This is a genomic window from Umezawaea sp. NPDC059074 (assembly GCF_042738955.1).
Classification (GTDB): Bacteria; Actinomycetota; Actinomycetes; order Mycobacteriales; family Pseudonocardiaceae; genus Umezawaea.
On record NZ_JBHYHC010000018.1, the window covers coordinates 1 to 19,567 of the forward strand.

The window sequence follows — 19,567 nt, forward strand, 5'->3', positions numbered from 1 at the left end:
GTTGGCCTCATTGACGGTGGCCGCCCCCCCTTGTCCTCACCTTTCTGGAGCAGGTGTCGCGTGTGCGGACGGTGGGGGGACGGGTAGTTGCCGTCGTGGTGGCGCTGGCGGTGGTGCTGGTCGCCGGGGCGCGCGCGGACCCGTTGGGGGACAAGGGGCTCACGCTGCTCACGGGCGACCGCGTGGTCGTCGGCGACGCGGGCGCGGTGAGCGCGGTGGAGCCGGGGGCTGGGCGGGAGGCGCTGGTGTTCTCCACCTACCAGCGCGGCGGGCACCGGTACGTGGTGCCGGAGGACGCGCTCGCGCCGATCCGGGAGGGGCGGGTGGACGAGCGGATCTTCGACGTCACCGCCCTGCGGGAGGCGGGGTACGGGACGGACGGGCGGCCGGTGCCGCTGATCGTGGGCTATCCGCCGGGGTCGGTGCGGGCGACGGAGTTCGCGGGCATCGGCGCGAGCGCGCTCACGGCGGCGGCGGACGGGTCGACGTGGCGGTCGCTGCTCGCCGGGGACGCGCGGAAGGTGTGGCTGGACGGGCAGGTGAAGGCGTCGCTGGACCGGAGCACGCGGCAGATCGGCGCGCCCGCGGCGTGGGAGGCGGGGCTCACCGGCGAGGGCGTGACGGTCGCGGTGCTGGACACCGGCGTCGACCAGACGCACCCGGACCTGGTGGGGCAGGAGGTGGCCGAGCGGAACTTCAGCACGGCCGCCGACAACGTTGACAGGTACGGCCACGGTACCCACGTGGCCTCGACCATCGCGAGCAAGGGGACCAAGTACCGGGGTGTCGCGCCGGGCGCGCGGCTGCTCGACGGCAAGGTGCTCAACGACGCGGGCGGCGGGTCGGAGTCCGATGTCCTGCGGGGCATGCAGTGGGCCGCGGAGCAGGGCGCGCGGGTGATCAACATGAGCCTGGGCACCGCCGACTCGTCCACGACGGACCCGGTCGAGGAAGCCGTGAACACGTTGTCCGCCCGGTACGGGACGCTGTTCGTCGTCGCGGCGGGCAACGAAGGGCCGCGCTCCACGACGGTCGGCTCGCCCGGCAGCGCGGACGCGGCGCTCACCGTCGGCGCGGTGGACCGCGACGACGCGTTGGCCCCGTTCTCCAGCCGTGGACCGCGGGTCGGCGACGGGGAGATCAAGCCCGACATCACCGCGCCGGGCGTGGGGATCGTCGCGGCCAAGGCGGCGTTCGGCCGGATCGGCACGCCGGTCGAACCCGGTTACGTGTCCGCGTCCGGCACCTCGATGGCCACCCCGCACGTCGCCGGGGCGGCGGCGATCCTGGCCGGGCAGCACCCGGACTGGACCGGCGCGCAGCTCAAGTCGGCGCTCACCGCGTCCGCGAGGCCGACGCCGGGGCTGACGCCGTTCGAGCAGGGCTCGGGCCGGGTCGACGTGGCCCACGTGATCACCCAGTCGGTCGGGTCGGTGCCGTCGTCGGTGTCGCTCGGCACGCACGTCTACCCGCACGACGACGACCAGCCGGTCACGAAGTCCTTCTCCTACCGCAACTCCGGGACGTCGGAGGTCGTGCTCGACCTCGCCGTGGACGCCACCGCGCCCGCGGGCATGTTCACCCTCACGCCCGCGAGGCTCACCGTGCCCGCCGGGGGTGAGGCGACCGCGTCGATCACCGGGTTCACCGGAATGGACACCGCCGACGGGACCTACCACGGCGCGGTCGTCGCGACCGGCGGCGGCACGACCGTGCGCACGCCGATCGCGATCGTCCGCGAGGCCGAGAGCTACGACCTGACCCTCAACCACGTCCAACGGCCCGGCGCGCCGTCGGCCAACTACAGCACCACCGTGACCAGCTACGCGACCGGCGAGGCGATCCAGCCGTACGAGCCGGACGGCAGCGTCACGGTCCGGCTGCCGAAGGGCCGGTACCTGATCGACAGCACGGCGGGCGGGATCACGTTCGACTGGCTCGTCCAGCCGTCTCTGGTGCTGGAGAAGGACACCGTCGTCGACCTGGACTTCCGCACCGCCCAGCCGATCAAGATCACCGCGCCCGACCCGACGGCGTTCGTGCGCGGGGCGGCCGTCTTCTACGACCACCGGCTCGGCGACGGCCGCGTGGTCGGCAAGGGCTCGATGTCCGGCGGCGACGCCAGCCTGAACCGGATGCGGGTGGCGAGCGTCGGCCCGCCCGCGCCCGCCGAGGAGGCGTTCCGGTCGTTGATCAGCACGCAGTGGGCCGGGGAGAGCGGGTCCTTCTACGGGCTCGCGTGGCACGGGACCGGGTCGTGGCCGACCGGGTTCACCCGCGCGCCCGCCAAGGCGGAGCTGGCGCACGTGCGGGCCGAGGTGTCGTCGGGCAGGCGGCTGGTGAAGCCGTACCCGAGGACCGGGGGCCCGGTGGCCGACCACGGGCTGCCCCTGCCGGTCGACGGGCCACGCGACGAGTACCTGAGCGTCGAGGGCACGTCGTGGCGGATCGACGGCCGCGAGATCGCCGAGGACGGCTTCACCACGACGTTCGAGCAGCGCGGGCAGGTCAAGGACTACCGCGCGGGGCGGACGTACGTGGAGCGGCCCGGTCGCGGGGTGCTCGGTCCGGCGTTCCCGCCCGCCCGTGACCCGTGGGTCGCCCGGACCGGGGACGCGCTGCGGGTGGACGTGCCGCTGTTCGGCGACGAGGAGGGCAACGCGGGCTTCTCCGCCGTGGACCCGAGGACCACGGCGGTCTACCGGGACGGCCAGAAGATCGGCGAGGTGTCGAGCACCGGCCCGGCCGACTTCACCCTGCCCGCGACGCCGGGGACCTACCGGCTCACGTCGTCCGCGACCCGGACGGGCGCGACCACCAGCACGTCCGTGTCGGCGGCGTGGACGTTCCGGTCGCGGCACGCCGAGAAGGCGACCCCGCTGCCGTTGTCTGCGGTCCGGTTCAGCCCGAACCCGGCCGACGCCAAGGCCGGGCGGACGGTCGTGGTGCCGGTGTCGGTGACGTCCCAGACCGGGGTCGCGCCGACGTCGTTGACCGTCGCGGTGTCCTACGACAGCGGCAAGACCTGGTCGCCCACGCTGGTGCTGGGGCGGTCCCTGGTCGTGCTGCACCACCCCCGGAACGCCACCTCGGTGTCGTTCAAGGCAAAGTCGACCGACCGCGCGGGCGACACCGTCGAGCAGACCGTCATCGACGCCTACCGCCTGGGCTGACCCCGTACAGCCAGTCCAGCTCCGAGTAGTCGTCGTCGGCCCGCAAGGCGAACATCCGGTCGCGCACGGCCACGGTCAGCGGGTCGGCCGTGTGCCACAGGTCGCCCCACGGCCGCGCCGACGTCTGGCAGCGGACCGCCTTCGGGTGGCGGGCGCGCTGGAAGGCCTCCAGCGCGCCCGCCTCGTCGTCGGCGAGCCGGCCGCCCAGTTCCACCGCGTCCTCCAACGCCTGGCAGGCGCCCTGGCCGAGGTACTGGAGCATCGGGTGCGCCGCGTCGCCGACGAGCACGAGCCTGCCGCGCACCCACGTGTCGAGCGGCTCGCGGTCGTGTATCGCCCAGTGCCGGTCGCGACCCACCAGCGCCACGGCGTCCCGCACCGGCCCGCACGTCCCGGCGAACGCCGCGTCCAGCTCGTCCACCCCGCCCCACTCGGCCTCGCCCGCGTGGAAGCGCGGGCTGCGGAACACCGCGACCTGGTTGACCAGCGCGCCCGCCCGCACCGGGTAGCGGACCAGGTGCAGGCCGGGGCCGATCCACAGCACCACGTCGTCGGAGGCGTCGTCGGCGCGCGGCGCGGTGCCGCGGTAGGCGGCGTACCCGCTGCACACGGGCTCGTCGTCGCTCAGGTGCCGTCGCAGCCCGGACCGCAGGCCGTCGGCGGCGACCAGGGTCCGCGTCCGGTAGGTCGTGCCGTCGGTGCACCGGACGTCCGCGCGGTCGTCGCCCACCTCGGACGACACGACGTCGCGGCCCGCTTCGAGCGTGATCAGGTCGTTGGCCTCGCAGTGCTTCAGCAGCACGTCGAGCAGGTCGCTCCGGTGCATGACCAGGTACGGGTAGCCGAACCGCCCGCGGAACGCCGGACCGAGGTCGAGCCGGGTCAGCCGACGTCCGCTCAGCGCGTCCCGGAGGACGGCCGCACCCGGTCGGACGGCCAGCGGGAGGACGTCGTCGAGCACGCCCAACGCGTCCAGCGCTCGGCTCGCGTTCGGCCCCATCTGGAGGCCCGCGCCGATCTCGCCGAACTCGGGCGACCGCTCCAGCACGTGGACGGGGAGGCCGTGGCGGGCGGCGGACAGGGCGGTGGCGAGCCCGCCGATCCCGCCTCCGACGACGAGCAGCGGCACCTCGACAGGGCTCAACGCGGGTCCTTTCGTCCGTGGCGAAACGCAGAGTATTGGCAACGCCATATAGCCCCGAGCAGGGGCGGACGCCGTAGGCTGCTCGTATGAGGCGGATCATGGGAACCGAAGTCGAGTACGGCATCTCGGTGCCGGGGGATGCGACGGCGAACCCGGTGCTGACCTCGACACAAGTGGTGCTGGCCTACGCGGCGGCGGCCGACATCCCGCGTGCGCGGCGGGCCCGGTGGGACTACGAGGTGGAATCGCCGCTGCGCGACGCGCGCGGGTTCGACCTCGGCGTGCCGGGCAACCACCCGATCGACACCGACGTCGAGGACCTCGGCGCGGCCAACGTCATCCTCACCAACGGCGCCCGGCTCTACGTCGACCACGCGCACCCCGAGTACTCCGCGCCCGAGGTCACCAACGCGCGCGACGCGGTGATCTGGGACAAGGCGGGCGAGCGGATCATGGAGCAGGCGGCGATCAAGGCCGCCAGCGTGCCCGGCCAGCCGCGGTTGCAGCTGTACAAGAACAACGTCGACGGCAAGGGCGCCAGCTACGGCACCCACGAGAACTACCTGATGGCCCGCAGCACGCCGTTCACCGCCGTGATCGCGGGCCTCACGCCGTTCTTCGCGTCGCGCCAGGTCGTGACCGGGTCCGGCCGGGTCGGCATCGGCCCCACCGGCGACGAGGAGGGCTTCCAGCTCTCGCAGCGGTCGGACTACATCGAGGTCGAGGTCGGCCTGGAGACGACGCTCAAGCGCGGCATCATCAACACCCGCGACGAGCCGCACGCCGACGCGGACAAGTACCGCAGGCTGCACTGCATCATCGGCGACGCGAACCTCGCCGAGTACTCCACGTTCCTCAAGGTCGGCACCACGTCCGTCGTGCTGGACATGATCGAGGCCGGTCGCCGGTTCGACGACCTGCGGCTGCTCGACCCGGTCCGCGCGGTGCACCAGATCAGCCACGACCCGACGCTCAAGGTGAAGGTCGAGCTGTCCGGCGGGCGCAAGCTGACCGGCCTGGAGATCCAGTACGCCTACCACGAGCGCGCGGTGAGGTTCGTCGAGGAGGACACCGCGGGCGACCACGCCGCCGACCGCGACGTGCTGCGCATCTGGGGCGAGGTGCTGGACGCGCTGTCCCGCGACCCGCAGGAGTGCGCGGACCGCCTGGACTGGGTCGCCAAGCTGCGGCTGCTGGAGGGCTACCGGTCCCGCGACAACCTGGCCTGGGGCGCGCCCCGGCTCAAGCTCGTCGACCTCCAGTACTCCGACGTGCGGCTGGACAAGGGCCTCTACAACCGGCTGGTCGCGCGCGGCTCGATGAAGCGCCTGGTCAGCGAGGACGAGGTGCTCGCGGCCATCAAGTCGCCGCCGGAGGACACCCGCGCTTACTTCCGCGGCCGGTGCCTGGAGCGGTACCCGCAGTCCGTCGCCGCCGCGTCGTGGGACTCGGTGATCTTCGACCTCGGTCGGGAATCGCTCGTCCGGATCCCCACCCTCGAGCCACTGCGGGGGACGAAAGCCCACGTCGGAGCCCTCCTGGAGGCCGCGGAGACGGCCGAGCAACTGGTGGACGCCCTGACGCGGGGCTGATCATCAACCCGTGTGGCAGGCGCTAATTGTCGGTGCCGCTGGGTAATGTTGGTGGTAGACCCCTTCTACTCGGGTCGACGCGGGAGGCTGAGATGGCACAGGAACAGGTTCAGCGCCAAGGCGGCGGTGACGGCGACGGCGATGGCGGCGACGCCGCGGCCGCCGGTCAGGAACGACGCGAGAAGCTCGGCGAGGACGTCGACGCGATCCTGGACGAGATCGACGACGTTCTCGAGGAGAACGCCGAAGACTTCGTGCGGGCCTACGTGCAAAAGGGCGGCGAGTAGGCGGTAACCACCGCCCACCAGCCGACTCGGGGACAGGAGACGAAGCCACACATGGAAAACAGCTCGTCCGGGCGGTACCCGTCCGCGTCGTTGCCCCCGGCGTACATGACGCCGGGGTCATCGTCGTTCACCGACTTCCTCCGCGCCCAGGCGCCCGAGTTGCTGCCGTCCGGGCGCAGGCTGCCCGAGGGCAGTCACGTCCAGGCCCCGCACGGGACCACGATCGTCGCCGTCACCTTCAAGGGCGGCGTGCTGATCGCGGGCGACCGGCGGGCGACGATGGGCAACGTGATCGCCCAGCGCGACATGAAGAAGGTGTTCGTCACCGACGACTACTCCGCCGTCGGCATCGCGGGCACCGCGGGCATCGCGATCGAGATCGTGCGCCTCTTCGCGGTCGAGCTCCGCCACTACGAGAAGATCGAGGGCGTCTCGCTCTCGATCGACGGCAAGGCCAACCGCCTGGCCGCCATGATCAGGGGCAACCTCGACGCCGCCATGGCCGGTCTCGCCGTGGTGCCGCTGTTCGCGGGCTTCGACACCGAGGCCCCGGACCCCGACCGCGCCGGTCGGATCGTCTCCTACGACGTCACCGGCGGCCGGTACGAGGAGAACCAGGGCTACCAGGCCGTCGGTTCCGGCTCGCTGTTCGCGAAGTCGGCGCTGAAGAAGCTCCACGACCCCGACGCGGACGCCGAGGGCGCCGCCCGCGCCGCCGTCGAGTCGCTCTACGACGCGGCCGACGACGACACGGCCACCGGCGGTCCGGACACCGTGCGGCGCATCTACCCGGTGATCGTCACGATCACCGCGGCCGAGGGCGCCGTGACGCTGTCCGACGAGCGGACGGCCGCCATCGCCGAGGCCGTCGTCGAAGGCCGGCGGGTCTAACCGTGTCCACCACCATCCGCCGAGGTCAGGAGCCGCGCCAGTGACGATGCCGTTGTACGCCTCCCCCGAGCAGATCCTGCGCGACCGCTCGGAGTACGCCAGGAAGGGCATCGCCCGCGGCCGCAGCGTCGTCGTGCTCAGGTACGCCGACGGGATCCTGTTCGTCGCCGAGAACCCGTCGAGCACGCTGCACAAGGTCTCGGAGATCTACGACCGCATCGGCTTCGCGGCCGTCGGCCGGTACAGCGAGTTCGAGAACCTGCGCCAGGCGGGGATCCGCTTCGCCGACATCCGCGGGTACCAGAACGATCCTCGGGACGTGACCGGGCGGTCGTTGGCGAACGTGTACGCGCAGACGTTGGGGTCGATCTTCACGGAGCAGATCAAGCCCCTCGAGGTGGAGATCTGCGTGGCCGAGGTCGGGCACCTGCCCGAGCAGGACACGATGTACCGGTTGACCTACGACGGGTCGATCGTGGACGAGCCGCAGTACGTGGTGATGGGTGGTCAGGCCGAGGCCACGACCACCGCCCTGAAGGACCTGTTCAGCGACGGGCTGTCGCTGGCGGACGCCGTCGGGGTGGCGGTGCGGGGGCTGAGCGCGGGCTCCACCTCCACGGGCAACGGCAAGCCGGACCTGCTGGACCGCGCGAAGCTGGAAGTCGCCGTCCTCGAACGGGACCGCCCGCGCCGGGCGTTCCGGCGGATCGTCGGGGCGGCGCTGGACGCGATGCTGCCAGGGGAGGCTTCTGAGGAAGTGGTCTCCGAGGCTCCTACGTCGGAGAAGGGTGGGCCTGCCACGCCTGCTCGGGACGTGAACCTGCCGCCCAACGACGACAAGGCCTAGGGTTCGGGCTCGTGTGGGGCATCTTCTGGTGGAAGGTGCCCCACACGGCTGTCCGGGGTCTAGCAGAACCGGACCTCGCCCTTCAGGTCCTCGACGCCTAGGTAGGTCTGTTCGGCGTCCAGTTCGACGTACCTGAGGTTCAGGTCCGACAACGGCCTGAGGTCGTAGTCGAACCGCACGTTGTTCGAAATCTTTAACTCCCGCAGGCCGGTCATCCGCGTGAGTGGGGTGATGTCATCGAATTCCGTGTCGGTAAGCCACAGTTGCTCCACCGTGCCCATGAGCGCTAGCGACGCCAGGTCTATTTTGCTAAAGCCGGTCAGGACTAGATACTTTGCGGCCGAGAACGCTCTAACAGCGCATTTCAGGCTGACGTCTTCGGCCGGGTTGAAGAGGTGTACGTGTGGAACCTGGGGTAAGGTTGAGAGAGTAGTCAGTGCGCTATCTCGATAATCCCCCAGAAATAGGCCTATAAGCGCCGGGAGATCTGCGAGCGGTGACAGGTCAACTGGGGTCTGAAGTCCGTTTAGTATCAGAAGCCTTAAGTTTTTGTGCTCGCCAAGTGGGCGGAGGTCTTGCGGAGTGGCTTCGTCAAGTCGTGTGTCGAGAATTTCGAGGCCAGGTAATCCCGCAAATAACTCAAGCCCTTCGACGATCTCGTGCCTTGGCAAATTTATGTTTAGGTTCGTTACATTGGGTATGTGTCGAATGTGGGGTATGTGCTCGCGTGAGCTGATGGTGAGTGCGCCGTTATCTAGCGGCGAGTTCGAGAGAACGACTTTCGCGTAGCGTTCCGGGTCGAAATAGCGCCAGGATGATTGCAGCTCCTGGTGAACGGCCGAGCGCGGATCCTGGGCGTAGGACGCCAGCAGCGGCAACGCATCGGTGGTGCCTGCCTGCGCGGCGGATCTGACCGTGGCCACCGCTTGAGCCTCGGACAGATCTTCCAGGCTATCCGGCAGATACCGCAGCACGCGTTGGCCCAAGGCTGCCAACGAGCCTGTCTCGCTGATGGATCTCGGCGGGGTCAGTTTGTCCCGCACCACGGTGTCGACGCGAACTCTCACCTGGGGCGCAATGTCGCGCAGCGTGTCCAGGCACGCTGCTGCGAGCAGCCGGAGATGGCGGGCCTTGGCCGGGGTTTCTTCCGCGCGATCCAGGATTCCGGTCAGCAACTGACTGGCCTGGGTGGTCGTCGCGTGGCCGCAGGCCATGACGATCGTCTCCCGCCAGGTGTCCAGGTGGGCCTGTGCGATCAACGTGTCGACGTGGTGCTGCTGGATCGCCTCGTCGGCCGCCAGGTATTCCAGGAACGTTCTGTGCACGAAGTCGATCCGGCCCGGCACCGGCTCGCGGAGGACGCCGCTGCGTTCGAGCAGGTGCTCGAAGATCGCCTTGGGGTCGCCTTCAGCGTTTGGCATCCCGGTGAGCTTGCGGGTGATGTGGTCGAGAGCGTCGGGAGTCGGGAACTCGACCTTGTTGGCCAACGTCAGCCGCCACGCCAGGTCGCGGAGCAGGACGCGCTTGTCGGTGTCGCCCAGCAAACCGGTGATGCCGCGCTCGGCGTCGCGCAGGTGGAGGAGCATCGCGAGCGCCTTCGCGTACAGGTCCATCCGGTTGCGGGGCAGTTCCGAGCGTTGGGCCAGGTTCAACGCGCAGAGCATCGCGCACAGCAGCGGGCTCGCGGCCAGTTGGCGCAGGTGGGGGCGTTCGAGTTGGGTGCGCAGCCGGTATTCCGCGTTGGCGATGTCCGCGCCGGACAACTCGGCGGCGTGGTGCCAGCGTTCGACGAAGTCCAGGATGTTGCCAGGGCTCATCGGCTCCAGCGTGACGGCGCGGAACTCGTCTTCCGCGAGCCACCGGCTGTCGGCGGCGGCGGTGCGGGCGGTGACCACGACCTTGGTGTCGGGGAAGGTGACCAGCAGTTCGCGCAGCCACGTCTTCACCGTGCGCCGCCGGGCCGAGGGCACCTCGTCCACGCCGTCCACCAACAGCATCGCGTGGCCTGCCTTGAGCAGGCGGTGCACCCAGCCGTCCGGCATGATCTCGGCGATCATCGGCGTGCACTGGGCGACGAACCGCTCGGGCGTGGGCAGGTCGCCCTCGGCGAAGGTGCGCAGTCGGATGACGAACGGCACGCAGTCGTTCCACCCCGCCAGGTCGCCGCTCAGTTTCCTCTGGGCCGCTCGGACGGCCAGCCAGTTGAGCAACGTGGTCTTGCCCGATCCCGCGTCACCCCGCAGCAGCACCCGCGATTCACCGCCGATCGCGGCCTCGACCGGGACCCCTTCGGTGGCGCGGGCCTCGTTCCGGACCCGCATGTCGATCCAGTTCTCAGGCTGGAACCGACCTTTGCGCCTGCTCTGACCTGACACGTTCAAACTCAGGTAGGCCACGGTCAACGCCAGCGTCGGCTGCTCGTCACCGGGCAGGCCGACCAGTTCCAGCCGATCGAGGGTCCTGACCAGCTTCGCCAGATACTCCAGTCGGAAGGCCTCGTCGCGGTCGACGCCCTGCGGCGCGTAGAGGCTGGTGGCGGGCACGCGGGACAGCAGCAGGTCGAGCTGTTCGGACTGCGTGGTCAACCGCCCGAGCACCTCGGCCAGCGCGGCGGACTGGAACGACGGCAGGTACCTCACGACCTGGACGAGGTGGCGACATGCCTGGTCCAACGCGAGTTCGTGCAGTTGCTCGGCCCTCGGCGTGAGCGACGCCGCGCGTTTCGGGAACTGCCCGCGCACGCGTTTGGCCAGCACCTCGGCGTCCGCGTCGGCAGCCAGCAGCGCTTTGTCCGACAGGTCGACGTCGTCCAGCACGTCGACCACCCCGAGGACGGCCGCTTCGGCCTCGTTGTCCGGCAGGTCGCCGAAACGCTGCTCCAGCACGGGGGCGAGCTGTTCGGCCACCTGGTGGCCGATGCGGTCGACCAGGTTCTCCAGCTTCCGCTGCTGCAACGGGCCTTTCAGCTCGGCCTGGGCCAGTTCCGCCAACGACGCGCCGCGCTCGAACCGCGTCGTCCGGCGCCGCATCCAGGACTTCGCGGCGTGGGTCGCGATGGTGGCGCCCAGTTTGAGCGCGAGACTCTCCAGCCCGACGATGGCCGCCTCCTCCGGTCGACTGGAGATATACCCGACGAGGCGCTGATCATGACCGCAAAAATGTCAGGAGACCGAGGCGAGGACCTTGTCGAAGACCTCGGTGAGGGCCGCCGCGGTCTCGGTGGTGGCGTTGACGAAGTAGACCTCGACCGTGCGGTCGGTCCGGTTGATGCTGCCCTCGATGACGTTGCCGCCGCGGGCGCACGTCCTGGTGTTCGTGACGGTCGACTCGCCGAGCGTGCCGCCGTTGTCGGTGCAGCTCCGCTCGAAGTTGGCCTTCACCGTGCCCGCGTTCGCGCCGGTGACGGTGTCCACCCGCAGCACGAGCGGGTCGCCCGCGTCCTGGGGCTTGGTGGACGAGGTGTAGACGCAGACGTTCGCCTTCACGCCGGGCAGGGTCTCGAGTTCGTGGTCCTGGCGGGTGTCGCCGAGCTCGAACGTCAGGCCGGTCGCGGTAGACAGGTCGGAGACGCCCAAGGGGCAGCCCGTGTCGGGGACGTTCGCCGCTTCCGCGGGGGACGAGCCCGCGGTGGCGGGCGCCTTGGTGGCGGGGGCCGGGGAGCCGGTCGTGGCCGACGGGCCGCAGGCGGTGACGGCCAGCAGGCAGAGGGCGGCCGTGGTCAGCAGGGTCGCTGTGCGTCTCGGTGTGCTCATGTCCGTAGTGGACGCGAAGTCCTGCCCCGTGGATCCGTCCACCTGGCACCGTGATGCGATCGTGTTGAGCCCGAGTCAAAGATGATTGACACCCTGTCAACGTTGCTTTACCTTCTGGGTGTCAAGTTTTCTTTACAGGGGGTGGGCCATGTCGTTCGAGGAGAAGCGCGCGTGGATCTACGCGGTGGTAGCGCTGCTGGTGCCCGCCGGGTACTTCGTCGTGGTGCTCGGGCGGTTGCGGGAGTCGTCGGCCGCCGAGGTGGCCTACGTGTGGCCGCTGCTGATCGCCACCGGGGTGGCGATGGTGCTGAACATGGTGGCGACGATCGCCGCCGGGGCCGCGTCGCCGAAGGACGTCGGGCCTCGCGACGAGCGGGACGTGTCGTTCGAGCGGCAGGGGGAGCGCGTCGGCTTCTACGTGATCAGCCTGGTGGTCCTGGTGCCGCTGGGGTTGGCGATGGCGGGGGTCGAGCAGTTCTGGATCGCGAACGGGATCTACCTGGCGTTCGTGCTGTCCGCCCTCGCGTCCGCCGTCGTGCGGATCGTCGGGTACCGGAGGGGGTTCTGATGGTCGTCAAAGCACGGCTCGCCGGGGTGTTCTACCTGGTCCTCGCGGTGTGCGGAGGGTTCAGCGAGTTGGTTGTCCGGGCCGGGGTAGTGGTGCCCGGTGACGCCGCGGCGACCGCCGCCAACGTGCGGGCGTCGGCCGGGTTGTTCCGGGTCGCGTTCGCCACGGACGTGGTGAACATCGTGTGCTTCCTGGTGGTCGCGGTGCTCCTGCACTCCGTGCTGGGGGAGGTGGACCGGATGGTCGCGATGGCGATGGTGCTGTGCAACGCGGTGGCGGTGGCGATCATGGCCGTCAACATGGTCAACCACCTCGGGGCGCTGCGGGCCGCGACCTCGGACGACGGGCTGGTGCTGCGGCTGTTGGAGGCGCACGCGGACGGCTACCTGGTGGCGCAGGTGTTCTTCGGGCTGTGGCTGCTCCCGCTGGGGTACCTCGTGTTCCGGTCGGGGTGGTTCCCGAGGGCGCTCGGGGTGGTGGTGATGGCCGGGTCCGCCGGGTACCTGGGGGACCTCGTCGTGCGGTTCGCCGCGGCGGACCTCCGGGCGGCGCTGTCCCCGGTGCTGCTGGGGGTGGCGTCGCTCGCGGAGGTGTCGCTGCTGCTGTGGTTGCTGGTGCGGAGCGTTCGGGTGCCGGTTCCTCAGGCGGCCTGACCGAAGGTGCTGGTGAGGGCGTCGGTGAGGGAACCGTCGCCGGACCAGCAGAGGATGGCGTCCGGGCGGAGCAGCATCGGGGCGAGGTCGTCGGCGGACTTCACCCGGACCACGTCGACGCGGTCGGACCAGCCGCGGGGCACCTCCAGCGTGCCGGTCGGGTCGAGGAGCAGGCCGCGGCCAGTGCGCAGGAGTTCGGCCAGGCGCGTGGGGCCGTCGTCGGTCACGAGGTCCAGGTCCGGCACGCGGCCTTCCACGTCCAGGCCGGACATCATCCCCGACAGGTAGTGGTTCGCCTCCGGCACGCGCATGAGGTCGGCGAAGATGTCGCGCAGCGCGGCCACGTCCTCGCTGGTGTCGGGGTTGGCCAGCACCCGCTGCGCCGCGGTGTGGTGCAGGACGCGGGCGGCCTTCGGGTGGCGTTCGTGCTGGTAGGTGTCCAGGAGGTCGGCGGGGGCGTGGCCCGCGGTGGTCGCGGCGAGCTTCCAGCCCAGGTTCACGGCGTCCTGCACGCCGAGGTTGAGGCCCTGTGCGCCCCACGGCGGGTGGATGTGGGCCGCGTCGCCCGCGAACAGGATCCGGCCGTGCCGGTAGTGCTCCAGTTGGCGGGTGGCGTCGCCGAACCGCGACCGCGTGAGCACCTCGCCGAGCACGGTGCCCTCGCCGTAGACGGCGGTCAACGCGCGCCGCACGCCGTCGTCGGTCTCGGAGGCCTCCTCCTCGGTGGTGGAGCCGAAGGTGAAGCGGTACTCGTCGTCGCCGACCGGCACGAGCATCCCGAAGTAGCCGTTGTCCCGCCTGGTCATCGTGCTCATGTGCCCGGCGGTGGTGGGGACCAGGTCGGACACCGCGGTCAGCCGGATGTCCGCGAGCACCGCCCGGAACGTGCCCGGCCTGCCGGGGAACGGCAGGTCCAGCAGGTGGCGCACGGTGCTGTGCGCGCCGTCGCAGGCCACGGCGTACGCGGCGCGGAACTCCCTGCCGCCCGCGGTCACGGTCACGCCGGTGTCGTCCTGCTCGATCGCGGTGACCGGGTGGTCGCGCAGGACCTCCACGCCGAGCGCGACCGCGGCGTCGGCCAGGACGTCCTCGATCTTCCACTGCGGGACGGCGATCGGGTACGGGTGGCGGGTGTTCCAGGTGGTGCAGTCCAGCGGCACGGGCAGCGCGGCGAAGTGGCCGCCCACGGCCGAGCGTTCCAACGCCTGCTCCTCGATGGCGTCGAGCAGGCCGCGCGCGTCGAGCAGTTCGGCCGTGCGCGGCTGGAGGCAGCCGCCCTTGACCTGGCGGATCCGTTCGGTCAACCGGTCCACGACCACGGCGCGCGCGCCGCCGAGCGCCAGTTCCCGCGCGAGTACCAGGCCGGTCGGTCCGGCCCCGATCACGACGACGTCCATTTGTCCCCCTCAGTGCATAAGTAGACTGAGTGCAAGTTATACCCGAGTGCGGGACCGGCCGCTAGCCTGGGCTCGTGACGGAGTCGAACGGCCTGCGCGAGCGGAAGAAGAAGCGCACCCACGAAACGATCTTGAACGCGGCGCTGGCGCTGTTCGTGGAGCACGGGTTCGACCAGGTGTCGATCACCCAGGTCGCCGACGCGGCCGAGGTGTCGCGGCGGACCCTGTTCAGCTACTTCCCGACGAAGGAAGACCTGGTCACGTTCCGGATGTCCGACCACGAGACGGAGAGCGCCCGCGTCGTGCGGGCCCGGCCGCCGGGGCAGGCGCCGCTGGAGGCCTTGCGCGAGCACCACCTGGACGCGCTGGCGCGGCGCGACCCCATCACCGGGCTCACCGACCTCGAACCGGCGCTCCAGCTGTTCCGGCTGATCATGACCACGCCGTCGCTGCTCGAGTCGATGCTCACGTTCAAGGCCAACGGCGAGCGCGCGCTGGCCGAGGCGCTGCGCGACACGGCGGGGCTCGCCGACCTGCCGTCCCGGCTCGCGGCGGCGCAGGTCGTGGCGGTGGTGTGGACGCTCGCGCTGGAGAACCAGCGGCGGATCGTCGGAGGGGAGGTCGCGGACGACGTCTACCCCGACGCCGTGGCCGCGGCCGAGCTGGGCTTCGGCCAGTTGGCCGGAGGACTAGGCGTTGTCGCGGCGGAACACCCGTGAGCCCCAAGCGATCGCGACCGCCGCGAGGCCGACGGCGACCAGCAGCCCGGTGAGGGTCGTCGTCGTGGCGTAGTGGCCGAGGAACGCGTCGCGGATCGCGTCCACGACGTAGCGCAACGGCGTGAACCGGGAGAGGACGTCCAGCCAGCCGGGCGCGAGCGACATCGGCAGCAGGATCCCGGACAGCAGGAGCAGCGGCACGGTGACGGTGTTCAGCAAGGGCGCCAACGACTCCTCGCTCTTCGTGGCCATGCCGAAGGTGTACGACAGGGCGGCCAGGCTCGTGGTGAGCAGCGCGATCAGCACCAGGCTGAGCAGCACGCCGCCGAGCGGCGCGCGCAGCCCGAACCCGACCGCCACCACGAGCAGCACCACGGTCTGCGCGACCAGCAGCACCACGTCCCGCAGCACCCGGCCGAGCAGCAGCGCGACCCGGCTGACGGGCGTGACGCGCATCCGCTCGATCACGCCGGAGCGGACGTCGGCGATCACCGAGAAGCCGACGAACGCCGCCCCGAACAGGGCCAGCTGCACCAGCAGGCCGGGGATGTAGACCTGCCAGGAGTTCGCGCCCAGGTTCAGGCCCGCCAGCAGCGGGCCGAAGAACACCAGGTACACCACCGGCTGCACCAGGCCGACGACCATCCACAGCGGACTGCGCAGGGACATCGAGAGCTGCCTGCGGAAGATGAGCGCGGTGTCGCGCATGGTGGTCTCCTCAGCCGATCGCCGTGCGGGCGGGGACGTCGTCGGTCAGCGGCTTGCCCGTGACGGCGCGGAACACGTCGTCCAGGGTCGGCCGGTGCAGCTGGATCGACCTCGGCGCGAGGCCCGCGCCGTCGAGCAGCCGCAGGAGGTCGGCGAGCACCCGGTCGCCGTCGCCCACGGTCAGCCGCAGGACGTGGCCGTCGTCGGTGACCGTGCGGACGGCCGGGTGGGCGGCGAGGATCGGCACGGCGGCGCGGTCGACGTCGACCGTCACCACGTCGCCCTCCAGGCTCCGCTTCAGCTCGTCCGACGTGCCCCGCGCGACCACGACCCCGTGGTCGACCACCAGCAGTCGATCGCACAGCGCGTCGGCCTCGTCGAGGTAGTGGGTGGTCAGCACGACGGTCGTGCCGCGCAACGCCCGCAGGTGGTCCCACAGGTCGTCGCGGCTGCTCGGGTCGAGGCCGAGGCTCGGCTCGTCCAGGAACAGCAGCGCGGGGGAGTGGACCATGCCGAGCGCGATGTCGAGCTTGCGGCGCTGCCCGCCGGACAGCGTGCCGACGGTCCGGTCCTCCAGACCGCCCAGCCCGAGGAGTTCGCACAGCTCCGCCGCGCGACGGCGGGCCGTCGTCCGGTCGAGCCGGTACAGCTCGGCCTGGAGCACCAGCTCCTCGCCGACCTTGCAGCGGGCCTCGGTGCCGCCGCTCTGGGCGACGTACCCGATCCGCTGCCGCACCAGCGCCTGCTGGGTGAGCAGGTCCGCTCCGGCGACCGTGGCCGTGCCGGAGGTGGGGCGCAGCAACGTGGTCAGCATCCGCAGCGTCGTGGTCTTGCCCGCCCCGTTGGGGCCGAGGAGGCCGACGGTCTCGCCCGCCTCCACCCCCAGGTCCACGCCGCGCACGGCCTCCACGTCGCCGAACGACCGCCGCAGCCCGCGCGCGTCGATGATCACCAGCCCACCGCCACGGCCGCCACCAGGTCCCGCTTGTGCGTGATCGACACGGTCACGTGCGAGATCCCCGCCGCGTCCGCCGCCGTGGAAGCGCTGTCGCGCAACGACACCGACGGCGCTCCCGAGGTGTCGCGGGTGACCGAGATGTGGCTGGGCACCACGCCCTGGAACAGCCCGGTGCCCAGCACCTTCAGCACGGCCTCCTTCGCGGCGAACCGGCCCGCGAGGAACTCGCCGCCCCGGTCCGCCGCCAACGTCTCCGCGTGCGCCAGCTCGGCGTCCGCGAAGGCGAAGCGGCGGAACCACGTCCGGCTCAGCAACCCGTCCAGCTCGTGGCGGGTCAGCAGGTCAATACCGAGGCGCATCGACGTCCACCGGGAAGTAGTCGCTCTTCAACAGGCCCTGGAACACCGACAGCCGGTGCAGGTTGCTGGTGCCCTCCATGAACTCGAACGCCCGCAGGTCGCGGTAGGCCTTCTCCAGCCACGGGTGCTCGACCAGCGACGCCGGGCCGAGCAGTTCGGCGGCCAGGATCGTCGCCTGCTCGCCGAGTTGCGCGGCGCGCATCTTCACCGTGCCGATCCGGTGCGCGTTCACCACGTTCCGGTCCACGTCCGCGGCGACCTCGTACATGAGCCTGCGGACGGCGGCGATCCGGTCGTTCAGCGCGTCCACGCGGAGCTGGTCGGCCTTCGGCAGCACCGGGCGGTGCTCGGCGAGGTAGTCGACGGCCGCCTGCGTGAGACCCAGCGTCATCGCGCCCAGGCCCGGCCGGAACCGCAGCAGGGCGTGGAGGGCGCCGTAGATGCCCCGACGGCTCGGCGGGCGGTGCTTGCCGAGCACCCGTTCGGCCGGGATGCGCACGCCGTCGAACTTCAGGTGGCTGATCCGCGCACCGCGCAGGCCGATCATCGGCAGCAGCTCGCCCGTGAAGCCCTCGGCGGACGGGTCGACCACGACGGCCTCGATGCCCCACGGTCCGGGCGCGCGGCGGCAGAACACCACGCCGAGCTGCGCGCGGGCCCCGTTGCCGATGTACTTCTTCTCGCCGTACAGCAGCCAGTCGTCGCCGTCCGGGACGAGTCGGGTCTCCAGCTCCAGCGCCGCCGATCCCTTGCCGGGCTCGGTCAGGCCGAAGAACGTCCACTTCGGACCGTCGTTCACCTGGCCGAAGAACGACTCCTTCTGCCCCTCGTCACCCAGTTCCCGCACCACGTCCCGGCACAGGCCCGCGCCGGGACCGGCCAGGATCGCGCCGGGGTCGCCGTGCGACAGGGCTTCCAGCACGACGCACAGCGCGGTGCAGGTCGGGTCGAACGGGTCCACGACCGGGTCGCCGGTCTGGAACTCCGGCGGCGTGAAGATCTGGCTCAGCACGCCGAACGCGGGCAGGTGCAGGAAGTCGCGGATCGAGTCCGGGTCGCGGTCCAGCGCGATCCCGACCTCGCGGAACATCGGCGACACCTCGCGGCACTGGGAGTGCAGGCGCCGCAACGGTTCCGCGAGCGCCTCACCGCCGCGCTCGACGTCGTGACCCATCAGGCTCGTCATCGGTTCTCCTCGCCGGGGTGCAGGTAGACGTTGCCGGTGACCTCGGCCAGGTGCAGGTCGCCGCCGGGGCCGGACACCAGGAAGCTGCTCGCCCCCAGCAGGGTCAGCAGCAGCCGACCGGCCTTGACCAAGCCCTGGTGGGCGCGCCAGCGGGTCGCCGCGTCGTGCGGGCGCAGTGCCTCGCTCTCGCGGATCTCGATGGCCACGTCGGCCAACGACGCCTGCACGAGCTGCCGGTCCAGCAGGGTCGTGTCGCCGGACGTGCGGCTGTTCAGGTGCTCCACGGCGTGGTCGATGCCCTGCCGCAGCAGGTCGCGGTGCAGGTCGAGCAGCCCGTCGGCGAACCGGTCGAGCACGTCGGAGGGGTCCGGCTCCGAGCGGTCCACCCCCAGCCCGAACCTGGTCAGCGGGTTCTCGCCCGCGACGGTGTCGCGGGAGGCGACGACGACGCCCGCCGCCGAGGCGACGAGGTGGTCGCCCGCCGTGCGGTCGTGCAGCGCGTCCAGCAGCGCCGGGTAGCTCACGTGGTGCCCTCCGTGTCTCGGCGGCGCAGCAGCGCCGCGTGGCTGCGTCCGGTGCGCGGATCGGTGTCGCACAGGACGATCGAGTCGTGCCGCCCGGCCCACTCCTCGTGGTGCCGGGCCAGGTCCAGCCACAGGCTCGTGCAGTACGAGCCGGGCGCGACGCGGTGCACCGGCAGTCCGACCGCCACGACCTGCTCGGCGTCGGTCCACGGCCCGGCCACCACGAGCGGGCGTTCGCCCACGGCGGCGGCGCGGAGCAGCGCGCCCAGGTGTCCCGACGGCGGCACGGACGCCACCTCCCACGGCCCGGACCCCCGTCCCAGCAGCAGGACCGCCGCCGAGTCCGCGAGCTTCCCGTCCCGCGCCAGCGGTTCGTCCTGGCCGAACGTCGACTGCTCCACCACGACCACCGCGACCAGGTCGCAGCGGCCGGACCGCGCGTAGGCGTCGCCGATGCGCAGCGCGGTGAACGGCGCCCGCAACCCCTGGTCGGAGATCGCGAAGTTCTCCGAGCCGCCGCCGACCAGCTTGTCCACGTGCCCGCCGATGGAGCGGAACGGGTAGTGGTCCGGCAGGCCGTGGGCGATCACCACGAGGTCCGGCCGCGGCCGTTCCCCGAGCCCGTCCAACGCGCGCTCGGCCAACTCCTGGAACCCGATGTTCGCGCCCTGCTTGAGGAACTTCTCGTCGAAGGGCACGTCGAACGGGGCCAGCAGGTCCTGCTGGTAGGACACCAGCCAGTCGTCGCGCTGGTAGGGGTTGCGGTGGTCGGCGACGTACGCGCTCGCCGCCTGGAGCGTCAGCGCCAT

At 71.2% G+C, this 19,567-nt stretch carries 18 protein-coding genes; 8 read left to right on the forward strand and 10 right to left on the reverse strand.

Annotated elements, in window-relative coordinates; genetic code table 11:
• The first annotated feature begins 62 nt into the window (after nucleotides 1-62).
• Nucleotides 63-3,173 carry a S8 family serine peptidase gene (locus ACFWW9_RS10945; protein ID WP_390374495.1) on the forward strand — a complete coding sequence of 1,037 codons (3,111 nt, stop codon included), beginning with the start codon at nucleotides 63-65 and terminating at the stop codon, nucleotides 3,171-3,173.
• On the opposite strand, the gene ACFWW9_RS10950 is transcribed toward ACFWW9_RS10945, so the two are convergent.
• Nucleotides 3,148-4,317 (reverse strand): FAD-dependent monooxygenase, encoded by a 1,170-nt coding sequence (locus ACFWW9_RS10950; protein ID WP_390374497.1) that lies wholly within the window; start codon nucleotides 4,315-4,317, stop codon nucleotides 3,148-3,150. The genes ACFWW9_RS10945 and ACFWW9_RS10950 overlap by 26 nt on opposite strands.
• 86 nt (nucleotides 4,318-4,403) lie before the next feature.
• On the opposite strand from ACFWW9_RS10950, the gene dop reads away from it, so the two are divergent.
• The 4 genes from dop (at nucleotide 4,404) to prcA (ending at nucleotide 7,934) form a co-directional block, all read left to right on the forward strand.
• On the forward strand, nucleotides 4,404-5,909 hold the full coding sequence (dop, locus tag ACFWW9_RS10955; protein ID WP_390374499.1) for a depupylase/deamidase Dop: 1,506 nt from the start codon (nucleotides 4,404-4,406) through the stop codon (nucleotides 5,907-5,909).
• A gap of 92 nt (nucleotides 5,910-6,001) precedes the next feature.
• On the forward strand, nucleotides 6,002-6,196 hold the full coding sequence (locus ACFWW9_RS10960) for a ubiquitin-like protein Pup (RefSeq protein ID WP_106191430.1): 195 nt from the start codon (nucleotides 6,002-6,004) through the stop codon (nucleotides 6,194-6,196).
• Between the two features lie 51 nt (nucleotides 6,197-6,247).
• The gene (gene prcB / locus ACFWW9_RS10965) at nucleotides 6,248-7,087 is read left to right on the forward strand and encodes a proteasome subunit beta (RefSeq protein WP_390374502.1); all 840 of its coding nucleotides are present in this window, start codon (nucleotides 6,248-6,250) and stop codon (nucleotides 7,085-7,087) included.
• Nucleotides 7,088-7,127: 40 nt separating this feature from the next.
• Nucleotides 7,128-7,934 (forward strand): proteasome subunit alpha, encoded by an 807-nt coding sequence (gene prcA, locus ACFWW9_RS10970; protein ID WP_390374504.1) that lies wholly within the window; start codon nucleotides 7,128-7,130, stop codon nucleotides 7,932-7,934.
• Nucleotides 7,935-7,993: 59 nt separating this feature from the next.
• Here the strand turns inward: prcA and ACFWW9_RS10975 are convergent, their stop codons facing one another.
• Nucleotides 7,994-11,059, reverse strand: a complete 3,066-nt coding sequence (locus tag ACFWW9_RS10975; RefSeq protein ID WP_390374687.1) for an NACHT domain-containing protein — start codon at nucleotides 11,057-11,059, stop codon at nucleotides 7,994-7,996.
• A gap of 36 nt (nucleotides 11,060-11,095) precedes the next feature.
• The gene (locus tag ACFWW9_RS10980; protein ID WP_390374506.1) at nucleotides 11,096-11,686 is read right to left on the reverse strand and encodes a hypothetical protein; all 591 of its coding nucleotides are present in this window, start codon (nucleotides 11,684-11,686) and stop codon (nucleotides 11,096-11,098) included.
• Between the two features lie 148 nt (nucleotides 11,687-11,834).
• Here ACFWW9_RS10980 and ACFWW9_RS10985 point away from each other — a divergent pair, with 148 nt between their 5' ends.
• Both ACFWW9_RS10985 and ACFWW9_RS10990 read left to right on the forward strand, forming a co-directional pair.
• A complete protein-coding gene (locus tag ACFWW9_RS10985; protein WP_390374508.1) occupies nucleotides 11,835-12,254 on the forward strand; it encodes a hypothetical protein in 420 nt (139 codons plus the stop codon).
• Nucleotides 12,254-12,907 carry a DUF4386 domain-containing protein gene (locus ACFWW9_RS10990; protein WP_390374510.1) on the forward strand — a complete coding sequence of 218 codons (654 nt, stop codon included), beginning with the start codon at nucleotides 12,254-12,256 and terminating at the stop codon, nucleotides 12,905-12,907. The genes ACFWW9_RS10985 and ACFWW9_RS10990 overlap by 1 nt, the downstream gene beginning before the upstream one ends.
• Here the strand turns inward: ACFWW9_RS10990 and ACFWW9_RS10995 are convergent.
• Nucleotides 12,895-14,304, reverse strand: a complete 1,410-nt coding sequence (locus ACFWW9_RS10995; RefSeq protein WP_390374512.1) for an FAD-dependent oxidoreductase — start codon at nucleotides 14,302-14,304, stop codon at nucleotides 12,895-12,897. The genes ACFWW9_RS10990 and ACFWW9_RS10995 overlap by 13 nt on opposite strands.
• Nucleotides 14,305-14,378: 74 nt before the next feature.
• Between ACFWW9_RS10995 and ACFWW9_RS11000 the strand changes: the two genes are divergently transcribed.
• Nucleotides 14,379-15,023 carry a TetR/AcrR family transcriptional regulator gene (locus tag ACFWW9_RS11000; RefSeq protein ID WP_390374514.1) on the forward strand — a complete coding sequence of 215 codons (645 nt, stop codon included), beginning with the start codon at nucleotides 14,379-14,381 and terminating at the stop codon, nucleotides 15,021-15,023.
• On the opposite strand, the gene ACFWW9_RS11005 is transcribed toward ACFWW9_RS11000, so the two are convergent.
• The 6 genes from ACFWW9_RS11005 to ACFWW9_RS11030 are packed head-to-tail and all read right to left on the reverse strand — an operon-like array spanning nucleotide 14,994 to nucleotide 19,567.
• On the reverse strand, nucleotides 14,994-15,731 hold the full coding sequence (locus ACFWW9_RS11005; protein WP_390374516.1) for an ABC transporter permease: 738 nt from the start codon (nucleotides 15,729-15,731) through the stop codon (nucleotides 14,994-14,996). The genes ACFWW9_RS11000 and ACFWW9_RS11005 overlap by 30 nt on opposite strands.
• A gap of 10 nt (nucleotides 15,732-15,741) precedes the next feature.
• Nucleotides 15,742-16,680 carry an ATP-binding cassette domain-containing protein gene (locus ACFWW9_RS11010; RefSeq protein ID WP_390374689.1) on the reverse strand — a complete coding sequence of 313 codons (939 nt, stop codon included), beginning with the start codon at nucleotides 16,678-16,680 and terminating at the stop codon, nucleotides 15,742-15,744.
• Nucleotides 16,680-17,048, reverse strand: a complete 369-nt coding sequence (locus tag ACFWW9_RS11015; RefSeq protein ID WP_390374518.1) for a holo-ACP synthase — start codon at nucleotides 17,046-17,048, stop codon at nucleotides 16,680-16,682. Before ACFWW9_RS11015 ends, ACFWW9_RS11010 begins: the two co-directional genes overlap by 1 nt.
• A complete protein-coding gene (locus ACFWW9_RS11020) occupies nucleotides 17,032-18,234 on the reverse strand; it encodes an acyl-CoA dehydrogenase family protein (RefSeq protein ID WP_390374520.1) in 1,203 nt (400 codons plus the stop codon). Before ACFWW9_RS11020 ends, ACFWW9_RS11015 begins: the two co-directional genes overlap by 17 nt.
• Nucleotides 18,231-18,758 carry an acyl-CoA dehydrogenase family protein gene (locus tag ACFWW9_RS11025; RefSeq protein WP_390374522.1) on the reverse strand — a complete coding sequence of 176 codons (528 nt, stop codon included), beginning with the start codon at nucleotides 18,756-18,758 and terminating at the stop codon, nucleotides 18,231-18,233. Before ACFWW9_RS11025 ends, ACFWW9_RS11020 begins: the two co-directional genes overlap by 4 nt.
• Nucleotides 18,755-19,567, reverse strand: a complete 813-nt coding sequence (locus ACFWW9_RS11030) for a hypothetical protein (protein WP_390374524.1) — start codon at nucleotides 19,565-19,567, stop codon at nucleotides 18,755-18,757. The genes ACFWW9_RS11025 and ACFWW9_RS11030 overlap by 4 nt, the downstream gene beginning before the upstream one ends.

Coding starts and splice junctions, on each gene's coding strand:
- dop (WP_390374499.1), top strand. CDS start 4,404: ATGAGGCGGATCATGGGAACCGAAGTCGAGTACGGCATCTCGGTGCCG.
- ACFWW9_RS10960 (WP_106191430.1), top strand. CDS start 6,002: ATGGCACAGGAACAGGTTCAGCGCCAAGGCGGCGGTGACGGCGACGGC.
- prcB (WP_390374502.1), top strand. CDS start 6,248: ATGGAAAACAGCTCGTCCGGGCGGTACCCGTCCGCGTCGTTGCCCCCG.
- ACFWW9_RS10980 (WP_390374506.1), bottom strand. CDS start 11,686: ATGAGCACACCGAGACGCACAGCGACCCTGCTGACCACGGCCGCCCTC.
- ACFWW9_RS10985 (WP_390374508.1), top strand. CDS start 11,835: ATGTCGTTCGAGGAGAAGCGCGCGTGGATCTACGCGGTGGTAGCGCTG.
- ACFWW9_RS10990 (WP_390374510.1), top strand. CDS start 12,254: ATGGTCGTCAAAGCACGGCTCGCCGGGGTGTTCTACCTGGTCCTCGCG.
- ACFWW9_RS10995 (WP_390374512.1), bottom strand. CDS start 14,304: ATGGACGTCGTCGTGATCGGGGCCGGACCGACCGGCCTGGTACTCGCG.
- ACFWW9_RS11005 (WP_390374516.1), bottom strand. CDS start 15,731: ATGCGCGACACCGCGCTCATCTTCCGCAGGCAGCTCTCGATGTCCCTG.
- ACFWW9_RS11015 (WP_390374518.1), bottom strand. CDS start 17,048: ATGCGCCTCGGTATTGACCTGCTGACCCGCCACGAGCTGGACGGGTTG.
- ACFWW9_RS11020 (WP_390374520.1), bottom strand. CDS start 18,234: ATGACGAGCCTGATGGGTCACGACGTCGAGCGCGGCGGTGAGGCGCTC.
- ACFWW9_RS11030 (WP_390374524.1), bottom strand. CDS start 19,567: ATGGCGCTGACGCTCCAGGCGGCGAGCGCGTACGTCGCCGACCACCGC.